General features: G+C 34.7%; 14 protein-coding genes and 3 pseudogenes. 9 read left to right on the top strand and 8 right to left on the bottom strand.

Annotated elements, in window-relative coordinates; all coding sequences use genetic code 11:
* Window positions 1-37: 37 nt before the first annotated feature.
* Window positions 38-292 (bottom strand): helix-turn-helix domain-containing protein, encoded by a 255-nt coding sequence (locus FJQ98_RS14310; RefSeq protein ID WP_053592548.1) that lies wholly within the window; start codon window positions 290-292, stop codon window positions 38-40.
* A gap of 171 nt (window positions 293-463) precedes the next feature.
* On the opposite strand from FJQ98_RS14310, the gene FJQ98_RS14315 reads away from it, so the two are divergent.
* The 7 genes from FJQ98_RS14315 (at window position 464) to FJQ98_RS14345 (ending at window position 5,655) form a co-directional block, all read left to right on the top strand.
* On the top strand, window positions 464-883 hold the full coding sequence (locus FJQ98_RS14315; RefSeq protein WP_241774465.1) for a helix-turn-helix domain-containing protein: 420 nt from the start codon (window positions 464-466) through the stop codon (window positions 881-883).
* 25 nt (window positions 884-908) lie between these two features.
* The gene (locus tag FJQ98_RS14320) at window positions 909-1,346 is read left to right on the top strand and encodes an ImmA/IrrE family metallo-endopeptidase (RefSeq protein ID WP_053592550.1); all 438 of its coding nucleotides are present in this window, start codon (window positions 909-911) and stop codon (window positions 1,344-1,346) included.
* 10 nt (window positions 1,347-1,356) lie between these two features.
* The gene (locus FJQ98_RS14325) at window positions 1,357-1,623 is read left to right on the top strand and encodes a hypothetical protein (RefSeq protein ID WP_053592551.1); all 267 of its coding nucleotides are present in this window, start codon (window positions 1,357-1,359) and stop codon (window positions 1,621-1,623) included.
* A 179-nt stretch (window positions 1,624-1,802) separates the two neighbouring features.
* Window positions 1,803-2,924, top strand: a complete 1,122-nt coding sequence (locus FJQ98_RS14330; protein WP_053592552.1) for an SAP domain-containing protein — start codon at window positions 1,803-1,805, stop codon at window positions 2,922-2,924.
* A 164-nt stretch (window positions 2,925-3,088) separates the two neighbouring features.
* A complete protein-coding gene (locus FJQ98_RS14335) occupies window positions 3,089-4,258 on the top strand; it encodes a tyrosine-type recombinase/integrase (RefSeq protein ID WP_053592553.1) in 1,170 nt (389 codons plus the stop codon).
* Between the two features lie 620 nt (window positions 4,259-4,878).
* The gene (locus tag FJQ98_RS14340) at window positions 4,879-5,298 is read left to right on the top strand and encodes a DUF4183 domain-containing protein (protein ID WP_201406471.1); all 420 of its coding nucleotides are present in this window, start codon (window positions 4,879-4,881) and stop codon (window positions 5,296-5,298) included.
* Between the two features lie 36 nt (window positions 5,299-5,334).
* Complete coding sequence (locus FJQ98_RS14345) at window positions 5,335-5,655, top strand: DUF4183 domain-containing protein (RefSeq protein ID WP_053592555.1); 321 nt, start codon at window positions 5,335-5,337, stop codon at window positions 5,653-5,655.
* A 137-nt stretch (window positions 5,656-5,792) separates the two neighbouring features.
* On the opposite strand, the pseudogene FJQ98_RS14350 reads toward FJQ98_RS14345, so the two are convergent.
* The 3 genes and pseudogenes from FJQ98_RS14350 to FJQ98_RS14360 all read right to left on the bottom strand — a co-directional run.
* Window positions 5,793-6,281 (bottom strand): annotated as a pseudogene (locus tag FJQ98_RS14350) (transposase); the annotation flags it as partial.
* A gap of 205 nt (window positions 6,282-6,486) precedes the next feature.
* On the bottom strand, window positions 6,487-6,876 hold the full coding sequence (locus FJQ98_RS14355; RefSeq protein WP_053592557.1) for a RidA family protein: 390 nt from the start codon (window positions 6,874-6,876) through the stop codon (window positions 6,487-6,489).
* A 186-nt stretch (window positions 6,877-7,062) separates the two neighbouring features.
* Window positions 7,063-7,265: pseudogene (locus FJQ98_RS14360) on the bottom strand (transposase); the annotation flags it as partial.
* A 349-nt stretch (window positions 7,266-7,614) separates the two neighbouring features.
* Between FJQ98_RS14360 and FJQ98_RS14365 the strand changes: the two are divergent.
* Window positions 7,615-8,871 carry a nucleoside permease gene (locus tag FJQ98_RS14365; RefSeq protein ID WP_053592558.1) on the top strand — a complete coding sequence of 419 codons (1,257 nt, stop codon included), beginning with the start codon at window positions 7,615-7,617 and terminating at the stop codon, window positions 8,869-8,871.
* Between the two features lie 602 nt (window positions 8,872-9,473).
* On the opposite strand, the pseudogene FJQ98_RS14370 reads toward FJQ98_RS14365, so the two are convergent.
* The 4 genes and pseudogenes from FJQ98_RS14370 to FJQ98_RS14390 all read right to left on the bottom strand — a co-directional run.
* Window positions 9,474-9,769, bottom strand: a pseudogene (locus tag FJQ98_RS14370) (IS3 family transposase); the annotation flags it as partial.
* A 443-nt stretch (window positions 9,770-10,212) separates the two neighbouring features.
* Entirely contained in the window at window positions 10,213-13,989 is a 3,777-nt protein-coding gene (locus FJQ98_RS14375) for a S8 family serine peptidase (protein WP_053592559.1), read from the bottom strand.
* Window positions 13,990-14,442: 453 nt separating this feature from the next.
* Window positions 14,443-14,772: a hypothetical protein gene (locus FJQ98_RS14385; protein WP_053592560.1), complete on the bottom strand. Its 330-nt coding sequence runs from the start codon at window positions 14,770-14,772 to the stop codon at window positions 14,443-14,445.
* A gap of 88 nt (window positions 14,773-14,860) precedes the next feature.
* On the bottom strand, window positions 14,861-15,091 hold the full coding sequence (locus FJQ98_RS14390) for a DUF6199 family natural product biosynthesis protein (RefSeq protein ID WP_053592561.1): 231 nt from the start codon (window positions 15,089-15,091) through the stop codon (window positions 14,861-14,863).
* A gap of 124 nt (window positions 15,092-15,215) precedes the next feature.
* On the opposite strand from FJQ98_RS14390, the gene FJQ98_RS14395 reads away from it, so the two are divergent.
* A complete protein-coding gene (locus tag FJQ98_RS14395; protein WP_053592562.1) occupies window positions 15,216-15,725 on the top strand; it encodes a hypothetical protein in 510 nt (169 codons plus the stop codon).
* Window positions 15,726-15,820: the final 95 nt, after the last annotated feature.

Genomic DNA, 15,820 nt, shown 5'->3' on the forward strand with positions numbered 1-15,820 from the left:
TTCGATTTGTATTCAGATTGTTATTGGTTAAGAGACATTAAGCTAGTTGTTTTTCTTGAAACGAAGAACCTTCAATTTCTTTTATAACGGATTTCGTTAGTTCATCATTAAAAAAAATTGCCACTTCTATACCTAATAAAACAGCTATAACCTTTAAACGTTCAACACCTAGCTCACTTTCACCTCTTTCAATTCGACTATATGTCATAGGTGTTACATTAATTTGTTTTGCTATACGACTTTGAGTTACTCCTTTAGCTATACGTAACTTTTTTAAATTTTCGTGTATCATAGTTTCACCTCTTCTTTCCAAAGGACTAACGTAATCCGTTAAATACACTATACTAACGATTTCCGTTACTGTCAACGAAAAATATAAAAAAAATCTCAAATTCCGTTAATGTAGTATCAGAATCCGTTACTTGTGATATATTTCGAGTAGATAGGAGGTTTTCTATTGAAAGTGAATGACCGTATAAAAGAACAACGAAAAAAGATGCGCTATACACAAAAAGAGCTCGCTGATAAAGTGAATGTTTCCCCTCAAGTAATTTCTAATTGGGAACGTGGATATACAGAACCTAGTGCTGATGATATAAATCAACTCTCAGAAGTACTTGATTGTACTAGTGACTATCTTTTGGGAAGAAGTAATCGACCTGATAACAAGAAGAATCATCTTTTAACCAAAGATGAACGTGATATAGCAAAACAAATTATCGAATTCACTCAGAACATTGAGAAGTCGGATGGACTTTCATTTGATGGTGAGCCAATGTCAGAGGAAGCAAAAGAATCACTTATTGAATCAATGGAACATATTTTTAAACAAACCCAAAGAATAAATAAAAAATATACTCCTGAAAAATATAGAAAAGAATAGCAATAAAATTATTTGGGGTGATCAAATGTGGTTGAAGGATATTGCAGACAGCTTGATAAATAAACATAAAACCAACTGCCCGTTTGATATCGCATCTAATTTAAAAATATGCATTACTCCTTGGGATTTGCATGAAGAAATTAACGGCTATTATAAGTATCATCGTCGTAACAAATATATAGTTATTAATAATAACTTAAGCGAAGATATGCAACGTGTTGTCTGTGCCCACGAGCTTGGGCATGCTTTGCTTCATCCTAGGGCCAATACACCTTTTATGCGTAAAAGCACCTTTTTTTCCATTGACAAACTAGAACAAGAAGCAAATAGATTTGCAGTCCAATTACTAATTTTAGACCACGAAATAATTGAATATTCCAAACAATTCACCATTTTTGATATTGCAGCAAAATATGGTGTTCCAATTGAATTGATAAAATATAAATTCAGTACAATCTTATGAGGTGAATATATTGTTAATTGCAATTCTGTTATTTGTCCTAATTATTGTATTTTTTTTTGGTAAAGAAATTAAAACTCTTTTTAGTATATTGATAGGGTTAGCCTTAATAATTACTTTATGGCAGTATTCATGGTGGGGAAAATTAATAGTTATTGCAATGATTGTTATTCCCCTAATTGCTGGGATAATTCAAGGCGCTAAAGAGGATGGGGTTTTCGAAGAATTAAAAAGAAAACGAAGAATCAAAAAAAATAGAGGTAAATCTATATATAAGTAATTTACAGTAGGTGTACATAAGTGCGCTTTTTTATTTATAAACAAAACATAATTGCATCATCTTATGGAGTCATTATCCCTACCAGCTTGTTAAATTATAATTATGTACTTGAGAAAAAAGAGTTAGAAGAATATGAAAAAGAATTCAGTTATAGTTTCTTATATTAATAGGAGGTAATTATGGGCATTTTTGATTTTTTTAAACCAAAAAAGGCAACACCAATAATTAAGGAAAACAACCATATAAATAATGAATCTATAAATTTACCTGAACCCGAATTAACTGTACGAATAAATAATGATTTTGCTACAGAAATAAACCCAATATATACAAAAAAACTACCTAATAATCTTTTGCCTGGAGAAATCATTATGTTGTATTGGGCTTCTAATCATATTGCTGATAGCGATTACCCTGGTTATTTTAAATATGAATATGGAATAGACTCCAAAATTTCTCTAAATACTCTTTTAAATGAAAAATATATTCGTGATTCAAATAATTTAGAGAAAATATACTTGCTAAAAAATACACAATTAAAAGATATATTGAGGAATAACAGTCTTAAGGTTTCAGGAAATAAAAAAGAATTAATTGAACGAATCACTAGTAATTTGGAAATTAACAATATCCTTGAATTAAATAAAATCAATTCTTTATCAGTTACCGAAAAAGGTCAAAATACCCTGCAAGAATATGATTATATTATATATGCGCACAAAAACGATACCAAAGATGGTACTTTTAATCCTGCTTCAGTACTGAAATTTGTTAATAAAATTGGATACGTTCCAAATAATTTAGATATATTTTGGTCTATTGTCCAAAATAAAGAACAAACTGCCCTATTAAAAAATGATCTCATTGATTTAAGAAGTTCTTGGTTACGAATGGCTGAACAATTATATAAAGAACAACGATATGATGAAGCACTCTCGATGTACCAAAATATATTTATTATTGATCTCAGCGGTATGGATAGAGATAAATATATCAATCCCCCATCCCTGATTTTTTTAGCTCCACATATTGTTAATAGAATTTCAGAATTGGCAGATTTCTTTGGATTTAACAAAGAAAAACATTATTATTCGTTTTTATTTTCTTGGCAATCAACTATATCGTTATTACCTTTTCATTATTTAGACAAAGATGAGTGTTTTAAAATTATGGATTTTGCAATTAATGGTGGCAGTGAAGAAGAAATTAGAAAATTATTAAAAATAAAATTTGAAGAAATAGATGCTGATTTGTTATTGAAAAAATATGGTGTGAAATATCCAAGATATATCCCAGATTGATTTTATAACCATAAACTGATTTGGTTTACATTTGTAATCTGAATCGGTTTTCTTTATAACAATAAAAGAACATATATTCTATTTTTAAAGGAGGTGATGTTCAATTTGTCCAAACCTGATTTACGTACCTGTCCGGACGAAATATAAATAAGGAGCGGACAAAAATGGTTAGAATAACACTAAATCCTACAAAAAAAGAAAACATTTATTGGTACCTGAATACCGATAAAACGAAAAAATTTGCATATCGTTATAGGTTTTACGACCATAACGGTAAGCGAAGAGAGAAAAAGAGACAAAACTTTAACACTAGCCTTGAAGCAGAACGTGCCTTAACTGCTATAAAAGCTACCATATTGAATGGTGGAGAAAAAATTGTAGTTAACGAAAATATGATAGTTTCTCAATGGGTCGAAATTTATTTTGAAAGGAAGTTGCCTCATTGGCAAGGAACTACGCCTAAATCTTATCGTAATATTATCAACAATTATATTACGCCCTTAATTGGTCAATATAAATTATCGAGGCTAACAAAGAATATTTATCAGTCTGAATTTGTCGATAAATTAGTTCCTATTGCCGCTCCAAAAAGCATTGAAACGTATCATAACTTTTTTGTTGGTTGTATTAATGCAGCTGTAGAAGATGAAATATTAGAAAGGAATCGTATTTTAAAAGCTGAATTACCTCGTATTAAAAAACAAAATAATGACGAGGTTGAAGGAAACTATTTAACCCCTACAGAGTTAGAATATTTATTACAGTGTGTTAAACGATCTTGTGATATGTCTAGATATACTTTAATTGCAATTCTTGCAGCTACAGGAATGAGACGAGGAGAAGCAAAAGCATTACGGTGGTCAGAAATTGATTTTGAAAATAAATTGATTTATATCAACCGTACTCGTGATGCTCTTGGAGAAAGATCAGCAAAAACGCTTAATAGTATCCGGTCTATCGATATGACATATGATTTAGCATTACTGTTGGAGCGATATCGGAAATGGTGCATCGAAAGAAAACTTGCTTATGGTAAACAGCAACAGGATGACGATTTGGTCTTTATCAGTAAAACATGTAAGCCTTTAAATCAAAATGCTGCCAGATTAACTTTGTTACAAATGCATGAGATTTACGATGTGAAACTAATTTCTCCACATGGTTTAAGGCATACATTTGCTACCATTTCAATTGCTTCCGGTACACCACCTACTTCAATAGCAAAAATTCTTGGTATGACAACATCAACTTTATTTAAAACATATGCGCACTCTTTTGTAGAAAAAGAGAAACAGGCTATGCAAATTATCAGCAATATAGTTAATTTTAATTAAACTCTTTTAAAATGGGGCGCTTTTTGGGGCACCGATATGGTGAACCCCTCCCCGCCCCTTTGATATCAAGGGGTTTATAATATTATTATCATAAGCAATACTTATGACCTTGGTTTGTAGCCTAATGTGTTTAATTTTTTGATGTGCATAATATCAAGGTTTTGTTAAAAGGACATTTTCTATACCTTTCTATTTAAGTATATCTAAATGTTTTTAACTGGGGTACACGGAATTTTTTATTAAAATTGCGCACCAGTAAAATAATGGTAATCCAAAACTGTTATGTGACTTTCCGGACAGGAATATTTAATAGTAGGAAAAAAACTGTCTCCCTCCATATCGTCTGTAATCTCAAATAATTTTTCTTTTTTTGAGTTGATACAATGCTTTTTACCCGTAACAATGCCATAAACTGCTCATTGATCCCTGCATTCATTTTAGGGGACAAAGAACCCTGCTTTATTAAAGGAATTATGTTTAATAGACATATTACCAATCATCTTCCAACATCCATTCATAAATTAATTAATGTAGGACTAGATTTTGATATTTTTAAAAATTTATATTTTAAAAGAAACGCCAAAGGGGTCAACAATTAAAAAGGGAGGTGACAAACGATAATGAATAAAAAAAATCCCAAAAAATTTGTTTGCAATGATTGTTGTGAAGAAAATAGATTTAATTGGCACCGTTTAAAAGCTAGTGATATATCTTCTATCTCCCCTCCCCCAGTCACTATCCCTGGCGGAACTATTTTTCCAACAATAAATAGATATTTCTATATTGTTACAGAAGATATTGATCTAACAAACGGAGCAACCCTTCCAGCTAATCTATTTTCAGATGATAATGGCAATCCAGTAACAGAATTCAAAATTTTTAATCCCAATGGATATGTCAATCTTTACATCAATGGTGTGATGCAAGAGGGCGGTGCATATAAAGTAACTCCAGATTCGTTAATAATTAGCCCAACAAATGATACGATTTTTGCTGGAACTCCAATCATTATAGAATCATTGGGATTTCAATCAATGTGATATAAAAACCTTCTATATATGAAAGGAGGTGAAAAAATGGCTCTTTCAATTATTAATATTCATGTCAACGTTACAGGTACTTCGACTAGATTCTTTGATGTATTAGCAGCAAATTTGACGGTCGCTGATGGTACCACTATCCCTGCAACTGACTTTCTAGATGATAGCGGGACTGCTGCGACGACTTTTCCAATAGTAACGAACGGCTACTATAATTTCTATATTAATGGTGTATTGCAAGAAGGTGATTCGTATACAATTTCCGCAACAGAGTTAACTTTTAACACCGTTACTGGCACAATATCTGCTGGAACTCCATTGGTAGTAGAAGCTGTAGAATTAACTACCCAAACTTAATGACGAGTTTTTAATAATAATGTAAAGCTTTTGCAAGATCTCCCCAAAAAGAGAAATCGATGCTGTTCGATTTCTCTTTTTTCTTGTTTGACCAAGTCATTCTATTTTCTTTACCCTATTTCTCTGTTATTGGCAGTATATTTCTGGAGATTTACTGCCATTAATGCAAAGCCTATTAGCACTTGTTTCGGTGCTTTTCGTTCAGAACGTATTTTTTTACGTTCACTACCATTCGTTGACGCTTCAATTTTTTGGTCATACGCTTGCACTTTTTCATCTAATTTCTCTACGATTTGTGACAGTTCTTCAATCGAGAACTCATTTGGATTTTCTCTTTCCATTTCAAGGATGATTTCTTTTTTTAACAGTTCGTCGTACAGTTGATTCGATTTTTCCACAAGGGTCGTGCTATATTGTTCAACGGATTTTTTCCATACAAATGTGAATTTGTTTGCGTTCGCTTCAATCTTTGCTCCGTCGATAAAAATCGCTTCATTCTCAATAAGCTTCTCTTGCACAAGCTGACAACGAAACTGGCGTAATAGTTCCTTCACCTCTGGATGAATACGAAAACGATTAATTGTTCGATAGCTCGATTCATAGCCTTGAGCTAACCATATCATTCGAAAGTAGCTTTAAAATAAAGTTTGAATAAAAAACCACTTCAACCCTAGTTTAATCATATATAGAAAGACTCCATTTTGAAAAAAGAATGATTAAAATGGAGTCTTTTCACCTGAATACATATATAATTTTCATAAAAAAATTCGATCATTTCTATTTTTCTTATGGGAGAAAAATCCCGTGAGCACCATAAATCACTCAATAATTTTAAATATCTTTACACGCCCAAGCATCAACCTCTACTTTAAAGACTGGTGCTGCCAGAGCTACTACATAAATCATTGTCGTACAAGGGAGATGTTCACCTAAAAAATCGCCAATAATTTTTCTCCTTTGCTCTGCCGCAAAGTCACCAACTAAATAAAAAACCAACTTTGTTAAATCTCCGACTTGCATATCAGCAGACTCAAGGTTTCTTTTTATATTCTCCAAGGCTAACTGTAATTGTTCTAATGGATTCTCAGGTACTGTTCCATCTACTTCCATTCCTAATTGACCCGACAAGGTAAGCCACTTATGAGGCCCTGTGACCTCTATTTGGTGTACGTACGGTGCTACGGGTTTATGTACTGTTTCTGGGTTTCTTGAAATTTTCAAAATGCACCATTCCTTTGTTTTATTATTGTAAAATTCAGTATCTTATTATAACACAATTCAATTCATAACTTAACTGTACTAACCTTCACCATTAGTTCAAAAACAGCTTATGACTAATTCCGGTACATCTTTTTTATAAACGGTACGACTTTTTTACAAACAATTCAACTTTGTTTTAAAACAACATCGAACACTGTCTTTTACGAGATTTTCAATTTTTCTTTCAGAGAAAACAGATTGGGCGTAAGCACACAAAAAAATTTTTAACATCATTCGTGGATGATAAGCTGGGCAACCCGTGCTTCGAACAAATAAATCGAACGCTTCATTCGGAATGCTCTCAACTAAATCATTGATGGCGTAGGCAATATATTTTCTTGAAGTTTTATTTCTAAATCTAGCGGTAAAACAGAAGGTGTCCTTTCTTTTTATCAAAATTCATATGTTCAAATACAAAGCCCAGAAAATTTTACTGTCCGTAAAATTTTCTGGGCTACTTATTATTTCTTGAGGTTTTGTCCCAGCCTCTTTTTGAACATATATGACTATCCAAGGTGATTTTTTTATTATGGCTCGGTGGTGCGAACTAGCATAAGAACCTCCAATAAATTCGTATGAATCTGACATTAGGAGCAAATGCTGTAGTTATGTCAACAGTTCTAGAGTCCAATGTAGCGACTCATAAAAGAAGGTGCTTTGTATAAAAAGAACTCCATCACCTTCTATAGGAGGGAAAAAATGAATATAAAATTACGGCTTAAAATAATGATTTTTCTACAGTTTTTTATTTGGGGATCTTGGCTTGTTACATTTGGTTCTTATATGATCAATACATTGAATTTTACTGGCGCGCAAGTTGGAATTGTGTATAGTTCTAACGGTCTTGCAGCCATTATTATGCCAAGTCTGATTGGCATTATTGCGGACCGTTGGGTAAAAGCCAATGTTTTATACGGAATATTACATTTCCTCGGTGCAATTACCCTATTTACCGCTGCTGAAATTTCAGATCCTACAATGATGTTTTGGATAATGCTCTTTAACTCAATAGTTTATATGCCAACACTTGCTTTATCGAATACAATTTCTTATTATTACCTGGAAAACAAAGGCTTTGATGTTGTAAAGGACTTCCCACCTATTCGTGTCTATGGGACAATTGGCTTTATTCTTGCGATGTGGATTATTAGTCTTGCCAAAATCGAATTAAGTAATGTTCAGCTATTTATAGCTAGTGGTTCTTCGTTGCTACTTGCACTATACACAATTTCTCTTCCTGCCTGTCCAACTTCTAATGCAATTAAGGACAAGTCGTTGGTAAGCCTTTTGGGACTAGACGCTTTTGTTATGTTTAAAGATAAAAAAATGGCTCTGTTTTTAATTTTTGCAATGCTATTAGGTGTTGCGCTTCAAATTACCAATACATTTGGAGATCCGTTTTTACACGACTTCGCGTTGAACCCTGATTATAAAAATAGCTTTGCGGTAAAATATCCAGCTATTTTATTATCAGTGTCACAAATTTCAGAGGTATTCTTTATTCTGACCATACCATTTTTTTTACGTAAATATGGCATTAAAAAAGTAATACTAATTAGTATGGTTGGATGGACTTTACGTTTTGTTTTCTTTGGATATGGCAGCCCGATTGGCGGAGGATTTTTACTATTGTTGTTATCAATGATTGTTTACGGTTGTGCATTTGATTTCTTTAATATTTCGGGCGCCATTTTTGTAGAAAAAGAAGTAGATCACCGAATTCGTGCAAGCGCTCAAGGCTTATTTAGTACAATGGTCAATGGGGTCGGTGCCTACGTAGGGGCTGTAGTTAGTGGCAAAGTGGTAGATTATTTTACAGTTGACGGAGTGAGAAATTGGCAATATATTTGGTTGGTTTTTGGAGCGTATACTCTCGTTCTTGCAATAATTTTTGCATTAACTTTTAAATATAAGCATGACAGCAATGCAATGAAAAATGTAACTGCAAAAAATTGATAGTAATGAAAAAATATAGGACTCATCACCAAAAGTTGTGGATGACATTTGTTAAAACGTATGTCATATATATGAGTGGCGGCTGAACGCCCCCAGGAAGCTTTGCTCTGTGCGAAAGCGAAGCGGCAGCGGCAATGTTTTATCTGCGCGAAAGCGAAGCGGCAGCGGCAAAGTGCCCCGTCAGAACGGAAATCAACCACACGTTATGGCAAGGATCCAAAATATACATTAATCAATTATCCCTCGGCATAATTCTGGATTCGGCTTGTGTTTGGATACCCGCTGAGATAAGCTAAATGAATTCTTTTATCCCTCTATCATCGTTAATGCATTCGACTTTAGGAATTGTTACCACAAAGTCCAACTGTTCATCCCCTCAATCACATATAGTTAATAAAGGATAGTATATAGCTAAATACAACCGCACAGGCTGTATGCTATTCCATGTAATTGAATTGAATTGAATTGAATTGAATTGAATTGAAGCAGCAAAATAGCTAAGCTGAGCAGGAAACCTAACTCACTGACTGCTTTTTAAGTAAAAGAAAGAGCCTTTTACCAGCTTTAAACTGTACCCTTTGTAAAGGACATTTTTAAAAAAGCTAGGCAACTTGTTGAAGCTGCTGTCTGTACTTTGCAGGCGGCAGCTTTTTCAAATGCCATTGCCCTCGATAATGGTTGTAATACATTATATAACTTTTCACTTCTCGTTTGACTTCTTCTTATGTTTCGCATTTCTCGATATTTGTTTCATCTTTAAAGTGGCCAAAAAATGATTCTTGTGGGGCATTGTCCCAACAGTTTCCTCGACGTGACATAGATTGTCCTAACCCCATTTTCTTCACAAGTTTTTGGAATTGTGGATTGGTATAAGGAATCCTTGATCCGAATGAATATAACAACATGGCGTTTTTGTATAGATAGGCTAATCATGTAGTTTCCATAATGCTGTACAACACTTTTCATTGTTTCTGGCTCATCCTTTTTTGCAGCTAAATAATTAGGTATAGCAATAAGCCATGCTCGTTGTTTTCAGTATCAGAATTAATCATGCCATTCATTTGCATGTACCTCCCAAAACCGTTTTAACCGTTCAATAAGGCTCTTTTACTGTAGTAGAAATACTTGCTAATGGATGCCAAGGAATTACCCAAAATCCTTTATTAGGTTAAATGGATTGACGCTTTCTCTACTTTTCATGTTTAGTAAGATATTATAGTTGCTAAAGAATATGTCACAGTTAATTTAGTAGGAGATAATCTTTTTAAAGGAATTGCTTTATAAATACCAAAAAGAGAAATTGCGCTGTGCAATTTCTCTTTTTGCTTGAACTGAAATTAATTATAACTCATCCTCGGTAACTTCATTATTATTTTTATTACCATTGCCGTTACCATTTCCATTGCCATTTCCATTTCCGTTGCCATTTCCGTTACCATTTCCATTGCCATTTCCATTGCCATTTCCATTGCCATTGCCATTTCCGTTGCCGTTGCCGTTGCCATTCCCTGGCTTTACAACCAACACATCAAATGTTAGTGTGTGCTCACCATACGTTACCGTAATCGTCGTATTACCTTGACCTTTTCCTTTTACAGCCCCTGCTTTTACAGTAGCTATTTTATCATTCGCTACTTCGTAGGTTGCAAGCTTTGTAACATCTTTTTCTGTTGTTTTACCATCAAAAGTAGTTACTTCAGTAATCTTAACTGGTACTTCTTTACCTATTCTAGTTTCAACCTGAGCTTGATCAATTTCTAGTGTTACTATTGGTACTTCTACAATAGGTGCTTTAACTTTAACATTTATAGTAACTTCATTATCACCGTATGAAATAGTAATTGTAGTCGTGCCCTCACCTACTGCAGTTACTAATCCATTTACTATTGTTGCAACATTTTCATCTCCAACAACATAAGTAGCTTTTGAAGTTACGTCTTCCTCTGTTGCATCACCTTCTGCAGGCGTTGACGTTTCTGTTACCGTAAGTTGTGCAGTATCTCCAGCTGTTAGGTCTAGCTTAGTTGGATTTACAGAAAGTGCTACTACTGGTTCTACTACTTCTTTTTCATATATCATTGCTTCACCAACATTCCCGGCAGCGTCATTAATGATTACTGATACAGCATTAGTTTCTGCTGTTACTGGGAATGTGAAGCTACCGTCTTGATTTAATTCAAAAGCAACTGGCGCTTGTACTTCGCCATTTACCGTCGAAACATAGGAAGCTTTTAATTTATCATTTAAATTGTAATCTAAACCGTATAAATATAACTCTTCATTGTAGTCGATATACTTATCTGTTACCTGTCCTGTAGCGACACCTTTAGCTACTGAACCAGTAATTTCTGGTTTAGTCGTTTTCACGATAATTGGTCCAACATAATCGGAAACTACTCCTGATGCTGCAAGACCAGTGAAGTCAATTGTATACAGACCATCTGGAATCGTTGTGGCAGGTTTTGTTCCCCATGGTTTGTACTGCCCACCAATATTCAGCGTATAAGAACCTTTTCCTAGCGCAGTACCTGCATGTAGATAACCAATGTAGCCGTCTCCGTATTCTCCACCTTCAGGATTCATAATATCCCAAAGCTCGATATAGTTAGTTGTTACATCTCCAGTTAATGTGAATGAAAGTACAGCTGAGTCTTTTACTCCATCTCCGTTAAAGGATAGGTCTGTTTCTGTAATTTTAAAATCTTTAATTTCAGTTGCTGCCGCGCCGCCAAAGTCAGCTGCGAATGGCAATGAAATTTCTGTATCTCCACTGCTGATGTAAATATACCCTAGTATTTCAGAGCCATTTGGTGCCGTAGCTTGTGAAGCAGTTAATGTAATATTTAAAACTTGCTCCCCATCTAGATTAAATGTCGGCTGATCTACTGTAACAGTTGCATCACCAAATGTTTTTGTTACATCAATGGATACGTTATAATTGCCGCCGTTCCCTTTAATATCTTTTACTAAAACTTGTTTCGTTACAGAAATATCCCGGTCTTTAAGTGATTGTGGACCGAAAGTAACTGTACCTTTCAAGTTTTCTGAAACTGCACCAGTTCCATCTATAATTGCGCTATCCAGTGCATAGGCAAGAATTTCCGGATGAGCTGCTGCATAAGCATTTACACGCCCTGCACCTTGAGAAAACACATCGTATTTTGTTTTATCTAAAACCTTTGCTGTATTAGAAAGCGCCACTTTTACATCGAACGCGTTCCAATCAGGATTTGCTTGTTTAACTAATGCAGCAATACCTGCAATATGCGGTGTTGCCATAGAAGTTCCTGTTTTACGACCATATGCTTTCCCATAATCTGCATCAGGGAAATCTTTTTTATACATTGGAATCGTTGACATAATGTTTGTTCCAGGTGCACTAACATCTGGTTTAATATCAAAGTTTGGTGTAGATGGTCCACGTGAACTTGAATCGTTTACATCATCTCCCAGTGTCTTTGTGGAAGCAAATTTACTAAAGCTTACTTTTCCGGTTCCGCCTGCTAATGCAGCGCGAATTGCAGCGCCATCCGTTTGGGACATATCAAATGTTGGCAGAAATTCAAATGAATCACCAAGGAATGTGCCTGAAATGTTCGGTGCATTCGTTCCACCAGCAAAGTTATGAATAATTGTTGCGACTGCTCCATTTGCCTTTGCATTCGCAATTTTATCAACGAATGCGATACTGCCACGAGAAATCAATGCCACTTTACCTTCTACATCAATTCCTTCAAAGTCTTTTACTTCCCCGTTTCCAGGAACAGCAACTAGGTCAAATTCTCCTTGAAGCTGTGTTGCTAAATTTTTCGCAAAAGTCGTTCCCATTAACGGAAGCTGTTTTGTTAAGTTGTAGTCGCCAACTGTAACATTCACTTCCCCGTTATACATTGTTTCAGGATTTGATGTGTTACCAACAGCAATTCCTAAACGAGCGGTTGCAGGCGTGCCCATTGTTCCACGATTTGGACCCTCGTTCCCTGTTGCAATTACTCCGATTGTTCCAGCCATCATTGCATTATTAATAGCAAATGAACCAGCATCCGTTTCAGAGTTAGCTCCCCCGCCAAGTGAAAGGTTGATAACGTCCATTTTTTCTTTTACAGCAGTTTCAATTGCTTTAACAATACCAGATGTAGCTCCACTTCCGTACGCCCCAAGAACACGGTAAGCATAAAGGTCTACTTTTGGAGCAATTCCTTTAATACCGAATTCGTTAGCTCCGATTGCTGCAATTGTTCCAGCAACATGTGTACCGTGAGAAGTATAGAATGAGCTTCCTTTTTCATTAAATTCAGGTGTCCCGACTGGACGCTCCGAAGGCAATGTTTCTGATGCATCGTCATCTGTCCGAGGCTTCGTGTAAGTTGCTGAATTCGGAATGAAGTTTTTTCCACCTTTGTAAACCCCAGCAAAATCAGGGTGATCTGCATCAATACCAGTATCTAATACTGCTACTTTTATTCCTTGTCCTTCAAGTCCTTCCTTCCAAAGCTGTTCGATGCCAAGGAAAGAATTACTTGTATTCATTCGAGCTTCTAATGGATCTTCCTTAATAAGTTCCGATGATTTCATCGTATTATCTTCTGATGCGTAAACAATTGCATCAGGTTCGATTAATGTAATTCCTTCTACTGTCAGCAGTTTCGGGAGATCATTTGCTTTCACAGTTGCCGCAAAACCGTTTAAAACAGTATCAAATGTGTATCCTTGAGTCATCTGAACTTTTTTAGTAGCTAACTCTTTTTTAACTTTTGCTTGTTGTGCTTTTACATTTGAACGAACTTCATTTGCTCGGGCATTAGAGAATTTTTGGCCTTTGACTTGGCTCATTCCTTGCTCTAGTGCCACAGGCTTTTCAGATAAATGAACGATGACTGCAACATCTTGATTGCCTGATACATTTTGTAAGCTTTCATGAAGAGTTGGACCATCTTTAGACAAGCTTAGCTGTTCAGCGATAGCCGCTTTTTGTTGAATTATACTTTCACTTTGACTATCCTGCTTGAATGGTTTCGATTCTTCAGCACTAGCACTCGACAATGGAACCAATAGAGAAAGCACCATAACAAAAGCTAGAATACTACTTAAGAACTTCGTAAACTTAAACTTTTTCAAATCTCATTTCCCCCTCCGCCTTTAATTGTCACACTTTTCAGTTTAGTGTGATATTTCCAATTTATCACAAAAGGGCTAATCATAATATCGGAATATTTAAACATTTTAAAATATTGATAATTAGTATCAGTTTATCAAATATAGATTAAATCTATCTTCCTAGTAATTTAATAAAAAAGTAGAACTTTCAAATGAGAAATGACTTACAGTAATTCATTAATTTTTTCAATTAATCCTATCAAAGCAGCAATTATAGGTATAGTCGGTGGTGTAGTTGCTTATAGAAAATTAGGAGGGCAGTAAGAGGAGTGATTGGAGGGGAAGATGGATGAACCATATAAGGAAGTATTTTCACTCCGTACCTTTGGTGAATTGCCTTTTGAGAAAATAGGGCGTCTCTTTGGGAAAAGTGCTGGATAGGCAAGGGTGACTTTTTACAGAGCGAGGAAAAAATTATCGATTATATGGAGGAGTTGGAATATGAGAGAAACTAAATGTACAATTATACAGGATGTTTAACCTCTCTATATAGATGAGGTAGTTAGCCAAGATACAAAAGAAATGATAGATTAGCATTTCGTGCATTTTTTGCCTTTTCCCCTTATTTTTCTCATCTTTTAAAGCAATTCGTATAGTCTCGCCCTTTAAGAACTCAAAATGTGCCCAACATCGACTATCTTTCTTTTGCTCAACAACTATTTTCACTTGAAACTTAATAGAGTTAATGTTTTTTAGATATTCTCTTATTTCATATGGTATTTCATCTGCCTGTATTGATTGCAATTAAAAATCCTCCTCAGAAAAGAGTTCATTATACACTTCGCCCCTGCCTTCCACTAATATTATGATAACTTAGTGAACACCTATTTCATTAAAAATCAGGCGTAAATGCATCAATTGCAACAACAATAAGATAGATTGTTTCAACAATCATAGCGACTACGCTACCAATTCTGATCAACTTGATTTGAACATCTGATAACTCGGGTATTTCTTTGTATCGCCATCGATCAAAGAAGAAATAGCTTTCCTCTGGCTGATACATGCTCCAAATACAAAAGCCATATATCGGTATGGCTAATACTATACTTATGAACAACATCTCTTCACCCCCATATAGGACTTTAATTATAATTACGATTAATTTTGCCATATGTTTCAATATTTCTGTTATTTTTTATAGAGGACAATTTACTTTTCGATACCTAAAATAAATGGGGGATTGTATGTTTTATAGGAGACTTTTGCTGCTAAGTACACTTTTACTCCTTTCTGGCTGTACAGAAGAGACGAATACTGACGAGGCAAATAAAAACGCCGTCGTTCAAGAAGGACAAACGATTCATAACATAGAGAAATTATATAAATTTATGGAAGACGCTAAAAATGGGAAGGAGGCAGAAATAAGGGTCATTCGTCATTATGGAGAGCTCTCTTACGATAATGGACAGGGCAAATTTAAAGGCTATGATGACTCAGAGAAAAATAATGAACAGGCTACCGGGAAAATTATCTATGATTTAAAAGCTGTACATGATGAAAACGCTGGAGAAAAATGGATTGAAGTACATTCAAATATGGATGATTTCGAGCAATCTGAAGATTATCCTGAAACAATGATTGACTCCCAACAGTGCGCTTATATTAGAATCGACGAAGAGATAGGTGCCTATATGTTGACAGAATGCTTTCATGCTTGGGAATATAGTTTATTACCAAAGCCAACGATAGATTGATACGAGAAGCCTACTATCAAGTGCATTGACTGTAGGCTTCTCGTCTTATTTCTTCATATATAATTTTTAAAAAGATTCCCTTTCCTTTTTCATAA

Source organism: Lysinibacillus agricola (genome assembly GCF_016638705.1).
In the GTDB taxonomy this organism is placed as follows: domain Bacteria; phylum Bacillota; class Bacilli; order Bacillales_A; family Planococcaceae; genus Lysinibacillus; species Lysinibacillus agricola.